A 16,270-nucleotide genomic window follows, 5' to 3' on the forward strand; every position below is an offset into this window, starting at 1 on the left:
GTCCCGGCTGTTTTGATCACACTAGAAGATCCTGACATTTCGGCAATTCCTCCAGGAGGACTAACCGGCCGCCGAATGCATGTCGGCCCAGAAGGACCGAAGCGCATCCGTCAGCTTGCAGAAGGTGCGGTAGCGCCGGTCATAATGCGTTCTCATCGCACCGTCTGGCAGGTATTCCTTTTGCGCCCTGGTCATTGCGGCGACGGCCGCCTCGTAAGAGGCGAACAGGCCGACGCCGACCCCTCCCCCGATGGCCGCGCCCAGTGCGCCCGTCTCGCGGGCCTCGGCGACGGTGATCGGAACTCCCAGGCAATCGGCGAACATTTGCGGCCAGACCGGACTGCGCGAGCCGCCGCCGGAAAGCACGGCCCGGTCGAAGGTGACCCCTGTCCGCCCAAGCACCTCGATATGACGGCGATGTTCGAAGAGAACCCCTTCGAACAGGGCCCGCAGCAAATGCCCTTCCGAGTGCCAGCCGGCCAGACCATAGAATCCGGCACGGAAATCCGCCCCGAGCCGCGAGCCATAAAGGAACGGGTGGAAAAACGGATCATCGGCCGCGGGCAGGACTTCCGCAATGCGGTCGTTGCAATAGCCGAACGGGTCGTCGTGATGCTTTCCCCGCTCCACCAGTTCACGCACATACCATTCCAGATTGGCTGCCGAGGTTGCGCTCGATTCGATATTGACGAAACGGTCCGGCGCGAAACCGGACGCCATGAACATGGCCCTGTCGACGATCGGTGTCTCGGAAAGTACCTGATTGATGCTCCAGGTTCCGGCAATGATCGAAGCTTCACCCGGGTGGATGACCCCGGACCCGAGTGCGCTGGCAATCACATCGAAATAGCCGCCAACAACCGGCGTGCCTTCCTTCAGTCCGGTCGCTCTGGCCGCCTCGGCTGTAATGTGACCGGCAATATCCGCCGGCTCCACCAGTCGCGGCAGCATCTCTTCGGCATCGCTCAAGTCATAAAGGTCCAGAAGACCCGTGTCGTAGCAGTTGTCCGGCAGACGCAGCAAACCGCATCCCGACATGTCGGAAATCTCGCTGACTCGCTCCCCGGTCAGCTTGAACGTCATGAAGTCCTTGCACAGCAGCACGGTTCCGGTCCGGGCATAGAGTTCCGGCCGGTTGTCCTTGATCCAGGCAAGCAGCGTCGGGGTCTGGGACGGCCAGGGCTCCTGCAGGCACAAGGCATGCAACCTGTCGCCATTCGCCTCACGCAGCCTGCCCGCGTGATCCGCGGCGCGCGTGTCCAGCGACTGGATGCCGAGCAGCGGTTCATTGTCCTTGTCCAGCAGGTAAAGGCCGTTGCCGTGACCGGCACAACCGACCGCCGCAATCTGCGACGGTTCGACGGCGGCCATGTCGAGACACTCCCGGATCACGGTTTGCGCATTGCTCCACAACTCGCCGAGATCCCGTTCCACATGGCCAGGTGCGGGCGAAAACGATTGCCCGTCCAGCGCGCTCATCGCCACCTGCCGGCCCGCCAGATCAAACAGGACAGCCTTGATCACCGTGTTACCGGCATCGAGCCCCAGCAGAAAAGTCCTGTCGTCAGCCACGGTTGTAGATGTCCCATGCTTCGTCGCCGTCAGCTCCGTTGTGGATCATCGCCATCAGCGCCGCAACCACCGCCTTCGGATTGTCGTGCTGGTAAATGTTGCGGCCATAGACCATGCCCTTGGCGCCCTGACGCATCAGCGCCGCGGATTTGTTGAGAACGGTCTTCAGGTCTTCCTTGCCGCCGCCACGCACCAGCACCGGCACCCGCGCCGCTTCGACCACCCGGTGGAAGTCTTCCGCGTTCTCGGTCGGGTCGGCCTTGATGATGTCGGCTCCCATTTCACTGGCGAGCCGGACCAGGGTCACGATCTTGTCCGCATCTCCATCGACCTGGTAGCCGCCTCGGATATCATTCGGCAGCATCACCAGCGGCTCGATCATCAGCGGCATGCCGTATTTGTGGCAGGCTGCGCGCACCCTGGAGATATTCTCCACGCATTGGCGGAACAGCTCCGGCTCGTCCGGCAGCATGAACAGATTGACCACAACACAGGCCGCATCCATCTCCAGCGCGCCGATGATCGGCTCGTCGGCATTCTGCAACAGCGACCACATCACACGATGGCGCTGATCATTGTAGGGGTTGCCCATGTCGATGCGCATCACCAACGCCGGCTTGTCTTTCTCCGGGCGTGACTGCAGCAGGTCCGCCTGACCGTAGGCCATCTGGATCGCATCCGGTCCGGCCTTGACCAGCGTGTCGACAACACCTGCCATGTCTTCCAGACCAACCATGAAGCTCGGTTCGTTACATACGCCATGATCGACTGCAACATCCAGACAGCCACCATGGGTGAACATCCGGTTCATCCGGGCCTTGGGGCTCAAACGCATATTCTGCTCCTGCTCATGTCTTCGTTCCGGCGGCCTTCAAAGGAGACGCCGTGATAGGTGGAAAGGTCTTCGATCAGCCGGTCGCGCTGATGCATGCGCTCTTCGTCGGACCAGCCAAGTTCTTCACCGGCAATGGCAGCCAGCTTGTCGAGAAGCTCCTCGCTCAGGAGCCCTCTGATGGCGAGTGTCGTTCGCCGCAGAACGATGTCGGCAAGGGTCACCACACTTTCGCGGCGCGCGAGGAAGGCGACCTCGGCTGCGGTGATCTCTGTCTCCGGCGCAAGCGCTTCATCGTCCGCCCGGCCCCGGCAGAACGCCAAGAGCTCCGCCACTGCGGTGCCGTAGGTCGCAACAAGATGGGCCGCGCGCGCAGGCCCGATGCCGTATTCTGAAATCAGGTTTCGCTCCAGCACCTCGGCAGAGCCGGGAAAATCCTTTCCGCCACCTATTGGCAACGACAGGGTTTCAACTTGCCTGCTCCGGCCAAGCTCGCTGAGCACTTCGTCTGCCGCCTGTTCGGCAAACGCGCGGAACGTCGTCCATTTGCCGCCAATCATGCAGATCTGCGGCACAGTCCCTTCGATGCGCCTGGTAAAATGCCCCCTGGAAATCCGGCCGGTGAAATCGTGATCGCTTTTCGGCAACGGCCGGATGCCGCTGTAACTGAAGACGACATCCTCCGCATCGAAGTCGATCTGCGGAAACACCAGACGGAGCGAGCCCAGGATATAGGCTTCCTCTTCCGGCTCGCAGCGCACGCGTTCGGCCGTCTTGACACGAATATCCGTCGATCCGGCCAGCACCTTGCCAAAGAACGGAAAGACGATGCAGACCCGGCCATCGGAATTCTCGAAATAGACCATGTGGCCGCCGAGAGCCTGTTCCAGCGCGGGATTGTCGAGAATGAGATGAGACCCCTTGGTGCCCGACACCAGCCGTTCGTGGCCGGAATTGCCGGCAAGCTCATCGATGGCATCGTCCAGCCAGGCACCTGTCGCGTTGACGACGATCTTCGCCGAGATCCTTTCCGTGCGGCCACTGACATCATCTCGCAGAACGAAGCCGTCTCCGTCCGGTTCAAGGTTGGCATAGTTGAGTGCGATACACTCCGGAGCGGTCTCTTCAACGTCCCGGACCAGTTCCAGACCAAGCCGCTCGGGATGGCTGATCCAGGCATCATGATAGGTGGCCGAACAGCGGATGGCGTCCGTCAATCCGGGCCAGGTATCACGGGTTGCCCTTGCCCCGCGAAACTGATGCTTTGGCAACAGCCTGCGTTTGCGGGTCACCCAGTCGTAGAGCGTCAGTCCGAGTTTGATCGGTACCGCGCCTCGACTTGCCGGTTGACCCGAAATGCCGAAGAAACTTGCCGCGCTGTTCAAAAGACCGGAAAAGAGCGTGCCGATGGGAATGACCGTCGGCAGCGGGTGGACCACATGAGGCGCGTTGACCAGCAGCGCATCGCGTTCCCGCAAGGATTCGCGCACCAGATCGAACTCTCCGTTTTCCAGATACCGCAATCCCCCGTGGATCATGCGCGACAGCGCCGAGCTGCAACCGGAGCAAAAGTCGTTCCGTTCCACCAGCAGCACCCTGACCCCTTGCAGGGCCAGGTCCCGGTAGACCCCGATCCCGTTAATACCGCCACCGACGACAACGGCGTCGAAGGCGCCGTCACGCGCGATGCGGTCCCATTTTCCTTGCCGTTGTTCGGACATGCCTTCCCCGTTCGCCGGACAGGTGTCCGGCGCCCTTTCCAATCTCACTATCGAAGTCTCTTAAGCCGCGAGGTCTGTCAGATGGGTCGCGGCGGCATTGCCGATGGCCCCGATTTCCTCCCCGGACAACCTGAGACGCCCTGCCTTTGCATTTTCCCGCGCCTGATCCGGATCACGCGCCCCGCAGAGCGAGAAGGTGATGCCCGGCTGCTGCAGCGTCCAGGCAATCACCACCTGGGCCTTTGTCGCGCCATGGGCGTCCGCGATCGGTGCGATGGCGTCCATCAAGCTGGCCACCTTGCGACGGTTTTCGACCGAAAACCGGGGATTGTCCTTGCGCTGATCATCGCCTTCAAAGGTCCGGTCCGGGCCGATCTTGCCGGTCAGAAGGCCAAGCGCGAGCGACGAATAGCTCAGCACCGAGACCTTCTCCTGAAGACAGAGCGGCACAAGGGTTTCCTCGATGTCGCGCTTGATCATCGAATACTCTTCCTGGATAGCATCCAGCTGCCCGGCAGCCACATAGGCTTTCACGTCGTCAACGGTCGTGTTGCTGGCACCGATCGAGCGGATCTTGCCCTGGGTTTTCAGGGTCTCCAGCGCCTCCATGGTTTCCGCAATCGGCGTGGTCGGGTCCTGCCAGTGGGTGATGTAGTGATCGATGTAATCGGTGCCGAGCCGTTTCAGGCTCTGTTCGACCTCGTAGACAATCCCATCCTTGCCGAGATAGCGGTGAACCGGCTTGCCGTCGTAATCGAAGAAATGATTGCCCTTCCGGGTATGCCAGACGAGACCGCATTTGCTTGCCAGCACCACCTTGTCGCGGCGGCCGGCGATGGCCTTGCCGACGATCTCTTCCGAAAGCCCCTGGCCATATGCCGGCGCGGTGTCGATCAGGCTGACGCCTTCGTCGATGGAGGCCTGGATTGCGGAAATTGACTTGGCCTCATCCGTGCCCCCCCACATCCAGCCGCCAATGGCCCAGGTGCCGAGCCCGATAGCCGACGCCTCGATGCTGGAACGTCCGATCTCGCGTGTCAGCATTTCATGCAACATTCTGTTTGCCTTCCATGGTTGCGAGGACCGCTCCTGCGGTGTCCTCGTCCAAGATGAGTGAATTCAGATAGTTTCCGTTGAGGACAGCCCGGATCGGCCAGATCTTCTCGTCGCCCGAAGTAACCCCGATGACCCTCTTGAAGCGCCGCAGCTCTTCGGGTGCCAGTGCGACCAGGCGTGAATTGAGCGCATAATCGGCCACCGTCCCGTCCTGCCGCATCAGGTAGGCCAGGAATTCAGCACTGACGCCGCTGCCGACCAGCATCTTACGGTCCGATTCCGGCATCGGATGAAGGTCGTAATAACTTGACCCGGGCGTTGCGATGGAACCGATGCCGACAAGGGCAATCGTTGCCTGCCGCGCCAGGTCCAGAACCTCGCGGATGGAAGCGACTTCCATCAGCATGTCGCGCTGTTCCCGGCTTTCGGCAAAGAGCGGCGCATGCAACTGCAGTGCGGTGCCACCCAGCTTCTCGGCCATCAGGCTAGCCTGGTGGTTGACGTCCGTGTGGTACTTGCCCTGCACGCCCCCGGTCAGCGGCACCACGGTGACGTCGAATTTCCGGTCGGTCTCGATGTTCTGCACCACCGCGCCGACCGCCTTGCCGCCTGTGATGGCGATGATGTCGCCATCGCGGATGGTCTCCACCAGGTGGTTTGCGGCAGCAAGCCCGACCTGTTTAAGGGTCGTGTTGGGGCTGCCTTCAACGGACGAGGTGACCAGCGCCTTGGAAAGCGGTGTCGCCTGCTCCAGAAGATGCTCCAGGTCCGTCAGGCGCTGGAACGGGTTCTCGATATCGATCTTGATCATGCCCATCTTGCGGCCCTGGGTGATCAGCCGGTTCACCTTGGACGTCGACAGGTTCAGAAGTTCGGCGATTTCCGACTGCTTCTTGCCTTCCAGGAAATGCAGCACGAGGACCGTGTGCATCTGGCGCATCAGCTCGATATCGTTTTTCTTGTCCGCCATCAGGTTGCCTCTTCGCTGGTGCCGGGTCAGGCGCGTTTCTTGACGAGATAGTGGTCGATGGAGACGGCCGTCAGCAGGATCGATCCGCGGATGATATCCTGCCAGTAGACCGAGACATCCAGAAGCGCGAGCGAACTGGAGACCACCGACAGCAGCACTGCCCCCAGGATCGCCCCGAATATGGTGCCCGAGCCACCCTTGAGGCTCGCCCCGCCGATGACGGCAGCCGCAATCACGTTCAGCTCCATGCCGATGCCGAAGGTCGGCTGGGCCGAGCCGAAACGGGCCATGTAGATGATGCCGGCAACGCCGCACAGCGCAGAGCAAAGGGTCGTCGTGAAGAACACCACCCGCTTGGTGCGGATGCCGGAATAGGCGGCCGCCTTCTCGTTGCTGCCGGTGTAGAACACCTTCCGGAACATGGTCGTGCGGCGCAGCAGGAAATCGAACCCGATCACCACCACAAGAAAGAGCAGGATCACGACCGGGATCGGTCCGATGGAGCCCTGGCCGATGAACTTGAATTCCGGCGGCAGGGTGAAAAGACCCAGTGGACGCCCGCCCGTGCCGAGCAGACACGCCCCCCGGGCAATGACCATGATCGCCAGTGACACGATGAAATGATGCAGGCCGACGCGCGTGACAAAGAAGCCCATAAAGGCCCCGATGGCCGTGCAGGCGGCGATCGAGATCGCCGACGCCACCCAGGGATCGACCCCGTTCAGAAACAGCCATCCGGCAATCACCATGGCCAGGGCCGTGACCGAACCGACAGAGAGATCGATACCGCCGGAAATCAGAAGGATGGTCATGCCGACCACCACAATGCCTTCCACCGCAAAGGCCATGACCATGGCACGCATGTTCACCCAGGTCAGGAAGTAGGGCGAAGCGAAGGACATCACGATGAACAGCACGAGAATGATTGCGACGAGTCCCGTTTCGCGCATGCGCAACAGCCTGCGGATGAACGATACGTCGGCCGGCTTGCCGTTCGGCGCGTCTGTCAGGGAGACGGCGTCTTCCATGGTTTCCCCCACGATTAGTTTATGGTTGCCTGGGCGCCCACGGACGCCAGGTGCATTATGTTTTCTTCGGTCATCTGCTTGCCCGTGACCTCGCCGCTGATCCGTCCCTCCCGGACGACCAGCACACGATCGCAAACGCCGATCAGTTCCGGCAGCTCCGACGAAATAACCAGAATGCCGACCCCGCTGCTGGCGAGATTGCGCAATATGCGGTGGATCTCGGCCTTTGCGCCGACATCGACCCCACGTGTCGGCTCATCCAGAAAGATCAGTTTCGGATTGACCGACAGCATTTTGGCGATCGCGACCTTTTGCTGGTTGCCCCCGGACAGCGAGGAGACGGGATCCGACAGCGCGCCGCATTTGAGATTGAGACGCTTGCCAAGGGTGTCTGCCTGAGCCTCTTCCCGGCTTCCCGCGATCAGACCGAAGGAATTGGCCACCTGTTCCGGCTTCAGGGCGGAAACATTCGCCGCAATCGACATGTCGAGGAAAATGCCATCGCCCTTCCGGTCTTCCGAGAGATAGACGATGCCCTCGGAAATGCTGTCCCGATAGGTCTTCAGCGACAGCTTGCGGCCGTTGAGCGAAACTTCGCCCGTCACGTCGCCTTCCAGCCGGCAGATGCCCTTGACGATCTCGCTGCGCCCGGCGCCGATCAGCCCGGCAATCCCAAGGATTTCCCCTTTGCGGAGCTGGAACGTGACATCCTTGAAACGGGTGCGTTCGTTCAGGTTTCGCACATCCAGAATAATGTCGTCCGACCGTTCGTTTTCCGACTGCTTTCGCGGATAAAGCTCGTCAATCACCCGGCCAACCATGGCATTCACCACGTCGTCGGGCTGGATCTCGGAGACAGTGCGGGTGGTGATGTAATTGCCGTCCCGAAAGACGGAGACCCGGTCGCAATTGTCGAAGATCTCGACCATGCGATGGGAGATGTAGATGATGGAGATACCCTTGTCCGCAAGACGGCGCATGATCTTGAAAAGGACCTGCGCCTCCTTCTCGGTCAGCGCTGCTGTCGGCTCGTCCAGGATCAGCACCCGGCAGTCGAGCGTCAGGGCCTTTGCAATCTCTACGAGCTGCTGGTGGGAAATCGACAGATCCCGCACGAGTGTCGTCGGATCGATGTCGCCAAGCTGGCCCAGCACCTCGGCGGCTTTCTGTTCAAGCGTACGATAATTCATCAGGAGCGAGCGACTGAGATTGGTCGTTGCCATGAAGATGTTTTCGGCAACCGTCACATCGGGGCACAGGGCAATCTCCTGATGAACGAACCCGATGCCGAGCTTCTGTGCCATCGCGGGCGACGAAATGACGACCGGTTTGCCGTCAAAGCTGATCTCTCCGCTGTCCGGCTGCAAAATGCCGTCGATGATGTTCATCAGCGTCGATTTACCCGCACCGTTTTCTCCGGCAAGCGCGTGGATCTCGCCCTTGCGCAGCTCGAAATCCACCCCCTTGAGCGCCTGCACCGGGCCGAAGGATTTCGACAGATTGGAGATCTTCAGGATCACGTCGTCAGTCATGACTAGGCCGTTTTGCTCACACTTCCGGAAGTGAGCGGGCTGCCTGCTCCGCCGGTTCGGCTGCAGGCGGCCCGCCGGATCAACCGGGGCTCATAAAAGCCCCGGATCTTTCATCAGCTCGGATCGCGGCCTTCCATGTAGGCGTTGAGATCGAAGCTGTCGGCGTTTTCCTTGGTGATTACGGCAAAGCCGTTATCGACGTAGGGGATCTGCACCGGATTGTAGCCGGATACCTTGTAGTCGTTGAACGGGTCGAACACGTCGGAATGCGCGGCCAGGAACACGGCCATGAAGCCCATGAAACCCTGCATGCCCTGGTTCGGGTTCAGCGCCATGTGGATGTTGCCCGCCTTGATGTGCTCCAGCGTGGTCGGCGTGACATCCGCATGCATGATCAGAACCTTGGCTTCCGCCTCCAACACCGCTGCGACAGCCCCTTCAGCCGATCCGGCTTCCGGGATCCAGAGCGCGGCGAGGTTCGGGTTGGCCTGCAGGATCGACGCCGTTGCGCGGTAAGCAGCGTTGCTGTCCTGGTTGGTTGCCTGACGGCCGACCAGCTTCATGTTCGGATAGTTCTTTTCCATATAGTCGATCAGCGCGGTCACGCGCAGGTCATGGTTCGACTGACCCGGGTTTTCAAGAACCGCATATTCCGCGTTGTCGCCAACCTGTTTGACGATTTCTTCCGCCGCGAACTTGGCTTCGGCAAGGTTATCGGATGTGACATAGGCACTGCGCTTGGACTTCGGAGAATCCGCTGCGAAAGTCACGATCTCCGTGCCGCTGTCGACAGCCCTGTCGATCGGCTCGATGAATGGGTCGGACTGCATCGGGTGCAGCAGAATGCCTGCCGGCTGCTTGACCATGTCCTGCTCGAAAGACGCGATCTGCTTGGTGATGTCATAGTCCGGCGTGCCGGAAAAGATCGTCTCGCAGCCGAACGCGGACGCCGCCTGCTTGAAGCCCTGGTAGACCGGAACCCAGTAAGGATGACCGGAAACCATCACGTTCATGATGTAGGTTTCACCCGGCTCGCATTTCAAACCGTCCGCTGCTGCAGGAGCGGCGGTCAGGACAGCTGCCGACAGCATGGTCGAGGCCAGTATTCCCTTGAAGATAGAAGTGCCCATAGTTTCCTCCCTGGACCAACGGTCATCCGGCTGAAAGCGGCTGAGTGACCGAAGATTGACTGATTTCAGATTGTCAGGACATCCCGTCTGCGTTCCTCTCAACGCAAGGTCGCCTGACACTGCTCCTCCCGGTCTTGCTGCACAGCCTGTCGAAGACATTCCGCGACTGCAAGAAATTTCAATCACTGGTTTTTATCCCAGCGAGTTCATGGATAAGGGACGGCATGGAAACGGGTCAAACAAATTTGGTATTTATTTCTTTTTCTGAAATTTATTTCATTTGATGCAAGCAAACAGTGACTGCGAAACCTGTGTTCAATTTTCCTCAAGCCTCTGACATAGAACGATTTTTTGAATTTTCTTCCGCCAACTGAAAGCAGCAGGTCTTCCAGTGCAGAAACAGGCTTGTTAGCCGTTCAGACAAGAAAAAGGCCCGGGAGCAGATGCTTCCGGGCCGGTTTCTGTCTGGTCAGGCTTTCGCCGGTTCCGCGTCACTTGGTAGTGGACCGGTGCCATCGGCCCCGCTCTCCATGTGATGCCTGTCATGCACCGGCTTCACCATCAAGTTCGAGAACAGCGCAATTACCAGCAACCCAGCCATGGCATACATGGTGGTGTTGTAGAGGCTTGGCGTCGGATCCACCGTGCCAGTCGGTGCAATTTCCATCAATCGGGCAACCGTCACCGTCTTCGCCGCAACCAGTTGGTCGAGTTGATCGAGACCCGCGCCGAATTTCTCGGCAAAGGCACCCGGATCCACCTTGGCCGCAAGATCCTTGATCGCACTGTTCAAGGACAAGTTCCGCAACTGGGTGATCGCCAAGGGCCCAAGCACACCGGCCGTGCTCCAGGCCGTCAGCAGACGCCCATGAATGCCGCCGACATATTTGGTACCGAAAATATCGGCGAGATACGCAGGGATGGTCGCGAAACCGCCACCATACATCGTGAAGATGATCATGGTGGCTGCATAGAACATCACGAGCCAGGTCACCGCCGGATTGATACTCACCTGCTGCGCGGCGAACGGGATCGACAGGTAAAGGATGATGCCGAGCACGAAGAAGCAATGATAGGTATTCTTGCGCCCGATAAAGTCTGAGGTCGAGGCCCAGAAGAAACGTCCGACCATGTTGAAGACCGAAATCATGAAGACATAGGTCGCCGCGAAGGCTGAATTCACGATCAATGGCAGGGTTGTGCCGAAAATTTCGGTCATCATGGTCTTGGCGACGCCGATCACGCCGATCCCCGCAGTCACGTTGAAACAGAGCACGATCCACAGCAGGTAGAATTGCGGTGTCTTGAGCGCCTGGTCGATGTGAACATTGTTGTGAGTGATCATCTTGCGCGAAGCGGCATCTGCCGTCGGCGGCGTCCAGCCGGCCGGGCGCCAGCCTTCCCGCGGAACCCTGTAGGAAAAGGCTGCGATGATCATCACAATCAGATAGACGATGCCGAGGGTGAAGAATGTGCCTGCGGCCCCGGTGTTGCCGGTGCCCACCACATAGATCCCCTCCTGCAGCGGAACGGGTGCTGCCGCCACCTGCTTGGCGCCTGCAACGACCACTTCCACCATCTGCCCGTTGATCTCCGCGAAGCGCTTGCCGCCTTCGGTGACCAAAGCGACAGCGCCTTCAGCGCCAAGGAACTCCGGTGCCCTGTAAAAGAGGCCGAGCAGATATTCCTTGATCGGCGTCGCGATCATCGCTCCGCCGCCAAAGCCCATGATGGCCATGCCGGTTGCCATGCCGCGCCGATCCGGAAACCATCGGATCAGGGTTGAAACAGGCGACACATACCCAAGCCCGAGGCCGCAACCGCCGATGACGCCGTAGCCGAGATACAGCAGCCACAACTGGTGTGTCATGATGCCGAAGCCACCGATGATGAAACCGCCGCCCCAGCAGATGGCGGCGACGACACCCACCATGCGCGGGCCGACTTCCTCGAGCCATTTGCCGCCAAAGGCAGCGGCCAAACCAAGGAAGACGATGGCAACGGAAAAGATCCAGACAACCGAAGACAGGCTCCAATCCTCCGGTGCGGCAGCCACCACACCGAACTGCTTGATCAGCGGCGGATTGAAGATGCTCCAGGCATAGACGGAGCCGATGCAAAGATGGATGGCGATGGATGCTGGCGGAACCTTCCAGCGGTTAAAACCGTCCTCTGCGACGATGTGTTCCTTTTTCAACCGATCAAACATGCACTTAATCTCCTCCCATGCACGGTTGTCGGGCATTCCTCCGGGAAGGTACCGGTCCTTATCCGACTTGCCATGTTCTCCCCCGGTCCGGCCAGACAAGCCGGATGCCCCGCTCCCGGTCGAGCGGACCCGTTGAAGCCTCCCGCTTCAGGTCCACCATGCAGGCTCGGTTGAACCGGCCCGCGCCTTCCGGCAGCGGATTCCAGATGGCAAGTTCAGTGCCATTTTATTTTCTTATAAATTTCAGATAGTTACATATAATAGAGAAATACTGATGGACATTTTGTCCACATTCACAGGTTGTTTTCCTGTCCCAAGGGACAATCTGTCCAGCAGGTCACGGGGCGTATGTGAGTTGCCGGACCAGTAGGCCCGTCACGCACCTTCCGGAAGCCAGATGGTGAAAACGGTTCCCGTCCCTTCGATGCTTTCCACATTGATGTCGCCGCCCTGGCGGCTGACCAGCGTCTGCGTGATCGAGAGCCCCAGCCCTGTCCCCTGACGGCTCTTGGTCGTGTAGAACGGGTCGAAGATCCGCGCGATTACCTCCGCGCTCATACCCACGCCGGTATCCGAAATCTCGATCGTCACGCCCTCGGCACCTTCCTTTTCCGTGTCCCAGGTCTTCATCGTCAACTTGCCGCCGGCTGGCATGGCATGAATGGCATTGACGATCAGATTGATCAGAACCTGCTGCAGTTCCGTCCGGTTCATAAGCACCTGACGCGAGGCCGATGGCTCGCGGACAACCTCGATATCCGTCCTGCGCAAGAGATGACGTACCAGTGGCAGACAGTCGGAAATCACGTCGTCCGGTGCATGCCGATCCGCGTAGCCTGCGTATTCGTCTGGCTTGGCGAATTGCAGGAGTTTCATGACGATCTGGTTGATGCGGTCGACCTGTTCGTCGATCAGCCGGATTTCCGTGCTGGCAACCTTGGCATGCTCACCGAGCAACATACGCAGGACTTCCAGATTGCCCTGGATCACGGCAATCGGATTATTGATCTCGTGGGCTACGCCGGCGGTGATCTCGCCAATGGCGGCGAGTTTCTCCGACATGATCAGTTGCTTGGTGGTGTCTTCCAACCTCTTGTTCGCCATCTTGAGGTCATGGGTGCGTTCCTCGACGCGGCTATTGAGCTCTTCGTTCCAGGACCTGAGCTGGCGGTCGCTTTCCTGAACCAGATCGAGAAGGTGATCGAGATGCTGGGCAACGCGGGCAATCTCGTCGCCGCTGCCGTCTGATCGCGTCCGTGCTCCGAGGTCGCCCCGTTCGACACTGGTGATTGTATCGGTCATCTTTTCCAATGGCTTGAAGACACCTCGCGCCCATCCCAGGAACAGTGGCACGCTGCCGGCGGTTACGACGAGAAAGCCTAGCAGCAGCGCAACGAGGGTCGCCAGTTTCGCTTCGCGGAAGGGCGTTTCCAGAAATCCGACATAAAGCATGCCCACCCGTTCGCCGAAACTGTCGGTGATCGGTTCATAGGCGGAGATGTACCAGTCGTTGACGACGAAAGCGCTGTCCAGCCAGACCTCCCCGTCTCCCAGCACCTTCTGGCGGACAGCGGCAGACACCCTTGTGCCGAGCGCGCGCTTGTCTTCAAACAGACGCACATTGGTGCTGACGCGGACATCTTCCAGAAACAGGGTCGCGGTGCCCTGACTGCCTTCAGGAAGGCTCGCCTCCCGGTAGACAAGATCGTTGATCGTGTCGATGAAAACAAGGTTTTGGTTGAGCAGAATGCCCCCGACCAAAGCTGCCGTGGCTGCCCCCGGTACGGTGACCGGGCTCGCGGAATGAACGACCATGCCGCGTGTTTCCGCCGCCCTGTCCGTCGGCACCGCATTTGGCGTTTCAACGAGATCCAGCCGGGCCCGGTCAGCGAGCTTCGGAGAAATCGCCGCAAGATCGCCGGCTTCAAAGATATCGACGCTGGTAGCGGCAGAACCCGCAAACGCTGTCTCGATTACCGGCCATTTCCTGGAGACCGGTGGAACGGCACTCATTGGAGAAGCTGCCTCCACAGTCCCGCCCTTGCGCACGATATAGAGAAAATCGAGCCCGAGCTCTTCTCGTCGCCGCTCCAGCAATCCCGCCAGAAGGGCGGCGTCCCCGCCGTCAGCGATATCGCGAAAGGATGCCGACTGCCCGAGTGCATCGATTTTTTCGCCCGTATTTTCCAGGATCCTCGAAAAGTACTGATGGGCAATGGTGAGGTCGCCATTGACCTTCGTGATCAGCAGGGAATCGAATTTCGCATTCCAGCGAACCATCGCCCAGCCGAGAAAGAGTGGCAGAACCACCAGTGTCGGCAACAGTGCAATGGCCAGAAGCCTGACCCTGACGGACAGGCGGCTACCCGCAAACCGGCGTCGTTGCACGTCAGCCCTTCCAGTCCGACAACTTCCTGTCGATGGTCTTGCGCGAAACGCCGAGCCGCCGCGCTGCTTCGGCGCGATTGCCTCCGGTTTCGTCGAGCACCGTCAGGATGTGACGCTTTTCCATGTCCTGCAGCGTTTCCCCGACAGGCAGCAATAGCCTTTGTGTACTATGAAATTCCGCAGGAAACCGGCCGAGGATCAACGTGCGTTCGATGGTATTGCGCAACTCGCGAACGTTGCCGGGCCATTCATAGGCTAAAAGGCCGGACACGACGTCATCAGTCAGCGGCACAGGCGGCATTCCAAGCTGCACGGAGAGCTTTTGCATGAATAGCGCTGCAAGTTCGCGGATATCGTCGCCGCGCTCGCGAAGAGGCGGCATTTCAAGCTGAAGAACGTTGACCCGATAATAGAGATCGGCCCGAAATCGGCCTTCCTCAACTGCTTGTTCTAGATAGGCATTGGTCGCGAACACAAACCTGAGATCAACCGGGATTTCCCGTTCAGAACCCACCGGCCGGATCTTCCGGTCCTCGATCGCTCTCAGCAGTTTGCCTTGCAGCGCCATGGGCAGGTCACCGATCTCATCCAGAAAGAGCGTTCCCCCATGCGCGTGCATGAACAGGCCATCGCGGCTGGACCCAGCACCGGTAAACGCACCTTTGAGATGACCGAACAACTCCGCTTCGATCATGTCTCCGGGAATGGCGGCACAGTTGACCGGTACAAACGGTTTGTTTGCCCGGTCCGACAGATCATGAAGAGATCTCGCCGCGACTTCCTTGCCGGTGCCGGACTCCCCGGTTATCAGAACGGAGGTCGGCAGTGGCGCCACGCGGGAAATCGTCTCGCGGATCTCGCCAATCTGACGGGAATGGCCGATCAGCTTGTCGCGCAGCAGCAGATGGTCGGAGGTTGCCTGCAACTGATGGCGCAGTAACTGATTTTCCCGCATCAGCGTAACCCGGTCCAGGCATCTGGCCACCGCATTCAACAGCTGATTGGAACGGAAGGGCTTGAGGATGAAGTCCACAGCACCGGCGCGCAAAGCCTGGATCGCCGTTTCCAGGTCAGCATAAGCCGTCATCAGGATCGCATCGGCGAAAAATCCGATCCGGCGTTGCTCACCCAGCCATTCCACACCGGACTTTCCAGGCATAATGTTGTCGAGGATGACCACGTCGTAGTGATGGGTATCTAGAAGAGCCGAGGCTTCAACCGTATCAGCCGCTTGCTCGATACGCTTGCAATAAGGCTCAAGTGTACGAACCAGGAAGTTTCGCATTCCCGGTTCGTCATCGACGATCAGGATGGATGCCTGCGGTAGCCAGGGACCAAATTCCGGCTGCAGATCTGTTTCTTCCGGACGTTCGGAAACACCGCTCTTCATGCGTCCTCCCCCGGCAGTTTCATCCGTTCTTTTGTCATGATCCGTCCTCCGGCGCGAAGCATTGCATATTCCTGGATGCAATGTCTTCCAGAGACACACCTGACACAGCAACTAATTGGAATCGTGACGTCTATTGGACAAAACCTTTTCTGTTTCAGGTCCTGACCTGGTCGCGTTGTCACCCATAACAGATTGAGTTTGGACGTTTTTGCGAGCCTTTGACGCCAAAAGCCCTGCAGTTATCTGTGCGGGGCTTTTTTGGTTTTGTTGTGATGCTTAGGTTGGTTTTTGCTCTTCTTCGTGTGGCATTGCCGTCGTTTGGGTGGACCGTTGGATGTCAGGCTCGACGTCGCCAAGATGCCACAAAAAAACCCCACCAGGATTACTGATGGGGTTTTTAATTTGGTTGCGGGAGCAGGATTTGAACCTGCGACCTTCAGGT

11 protein-coding genes are annotated in these 16,270 nt (G+C 59.3%); all 11 read right to left on the reverse strand.

Annotation, left to right across the window (positions count from 1 at the left end; translation table 11 throughout):
• Nucleotides 1-60: 60 nt before the first annotated feature.
• The gene (locus ACYQ54_RS10005; protein ID WP_460081602.1) at nt 61-1,572 is read right to left on the reverse strand and encodes an FGGY-family carbohydrate kinase; all 1,512 of its coding nucleotides are present in this window, start codon (nt 1,570-1,572) and stop codon (nt 61-63) included.
• Complete coding sequence (locus ACYQ54_RS10010; RefSeq protein WP_460081605.1) at nt 1,565-2,407, reverse strand: class I fructose-bisphosphate aldolase; 843 nt, start codon at nt 2,405-2,407, stop codon at nt 1,565-1,567. Before ACYQ54_RS10010 ends, ACYQ54_RS10005 begins: the two co-directional genes overlap by 8 nt.
• Nucleotides 2,398-4,125: a glycerol-3-phosphate dehydrogenase/oxidase gene (locus tag ACYQ54_RS10015; RefSeq protein ID WP_460081608.1), complete on the reverse strand. Its 1,728-nt coding sequence runs from the start codon at nt 4,123-4,125 to the stop codon at nt 2,398-2,400. Before ACYQ54_RS10015 ends, ACYQ54_RS10010 begins: the two co-directional genes overlap by 10 nt.
• A 60-nt stretch (nt 4,126-4,185) precedes the next feature.
• A complete protein-coding gene (locus ACYQ54_RS10020; RefSeq protein WP_460081611.1) occupies nt 4,186-5,181 on the reverse strand; it encodes an aldo/keto reductase in 996 nt (331 codons plus the stop codon).
• On the reverse strand, nt 5,171-6,151 hold the full coding sequence (locus ACYQ54_RS10025) for a sugar-binding transcriptional regulator (protein WP_460081613.1): 981 nt from the start codon (nt 6,149-6,151) through the stop codon (nt 5,171-5,173). The genes ACYQ54_RS10020 and ACYQ54_RS10025 overlap by 11 nt, the downstream gene beginning before the upstream one ends.
• Nucleotides 6,152-6,177: 26 nt before the next feature.
• Complete coding sequence (locus tag ACYQ54_RS10030) at nt 6,178-7,101, reverse strand: ABC transporter permease (RefSeq protein WP_460081723.1); 924 nt, start codon at nt 7,099-7,101, stop codon at nt 6,178-6,180.
• 92 nt (nt 7,102-7,193) lie between these two features.
• Nucleotides 7,194-8,711, reverse strand: a complete 1,518-nt coding sequence (locus ACYQ54_RS10035) for a sugar ABC transporter ATP-binding protein (protein ID WP_460081615.1) — start codon at nt 8,709-8,711, stop codon at nt 7,194-7,196.
• A gap of 113 nt (nt 8,712-8,824) precedes the next feature.
• The gene (locus ACYQ54_RS10040) at nt 8,825-9,841 is read right to left on the reverse strand and encodes a substrate-binding domain-containing protein (protein WP_460081617.1); all 1,017 of its coding nucleotides are present in this window, start codon (nt 9,839-9,841) and stop codon (nt 8,825-8,827) included.
• A 469-nt stretch (nt 9,842-10,310) separates the two neighbouring features.
• Nucleotides 10,311-12,050: an OFA family MFS transporter gene (locus tag ACYQ54_RS10045; protein ID WP_460081620.1), complete on the reverse strand. Its 1,740-nt coding sequence runs from the start codon at nt 12,048-12,050 to the stop codon at nt 10,311-10,313.
• A gap of 375 nt (nt 12,051-12,425) precedes the next feature.
• A complete protein-coding gene (locus ACYQ54_RS10050; protein WP_460081623.1) occupies nt 12,426-14,438 on the reverse strand; it encodes a sensor histidine kinase in 2,013 nt (670 codons plus the stop codon).
• A 1-nt stretch (nt 14,439) separates the two neighbouring features.
• Entirely contained in the window at nt 14,440-15,828 is a 1,389-nt protein-coding gene (locus ACYQ54_RS10055) for a sigma-54-dependent transcriptional regulator (RefSeq protein WP_460081625.1), read from the reverse strand.
• Nucleotides 15,829-16,270 lie beyond the last annotated feature (442 nt).

Source organism: Roseibium sp. LAB1, from assembly GCF_054658235.1.

Coding starts and splice junctions, on each gene's coding strand:
- ACYQ54_RS10035 (WP_460081615.1), bottom strand. CDS start 8,711: ATGACTGACGACGTGATCCTGAAGATCTCCAATCTGTCGAAATCCTTC.
- ACYQ54_RS10020 (WP_460081611.1), bottom strand. CDS start 5,181: ATGTTGCATGAAATGCTGACACGCGAGATCGGACGTTCCAGCATCGAG.
- ACYQ54_RS10045 (WP_460081620.1), bottom strand. CDS start 12,050: ATGTTTGATCGGTTGAAAAAGGAACACATCGTCGCAGAGGACGGTTTT.
- ACYQ54_RS10025 (WP_460081613.1), bottom strand. CDS start 6,151: ATGGCGGACAAGAAAAACGATATCGAGCTGATGCGCCAGATGCACACG.
- ACYQ54_RS10010 (WP_460081605.1), bottom strand. CDS start 2,407: ATGCGTTTGAGCCCCAAGGCCCGGATGAACCGGATGTTCACCCATGGT.
- ACYQ54_RS10055 (WP_460081625.1), bottom strand. CDS start 15,828: ATGAAGAGCGGTGTTTCCGAACGTCCGGAAGAAACAGATCTGCAGCCG.
- ACYQ54_RS10040 (WP_460081617.1), bottom strand. CDS start 9,841: ATGGGCACTTCTATCTTCAAGGGAATACTGGCCTCGACCATGCTGTCG.
- ACYQ54_RS10030 (WP_460081723.1), bottom strand. CDS start 7,101: ATGCGCGAAACGGGACTCGTCGCAATCATTCTCGTGCTGTTCATCGTG.
- ACYQ54_RS10015 (WP_460081608.1), bottom strand. CDS start 4,125: ATGTCCGAACAACGGCAAGGAAAATGGGACCGCATCGCGCGTGACGGC.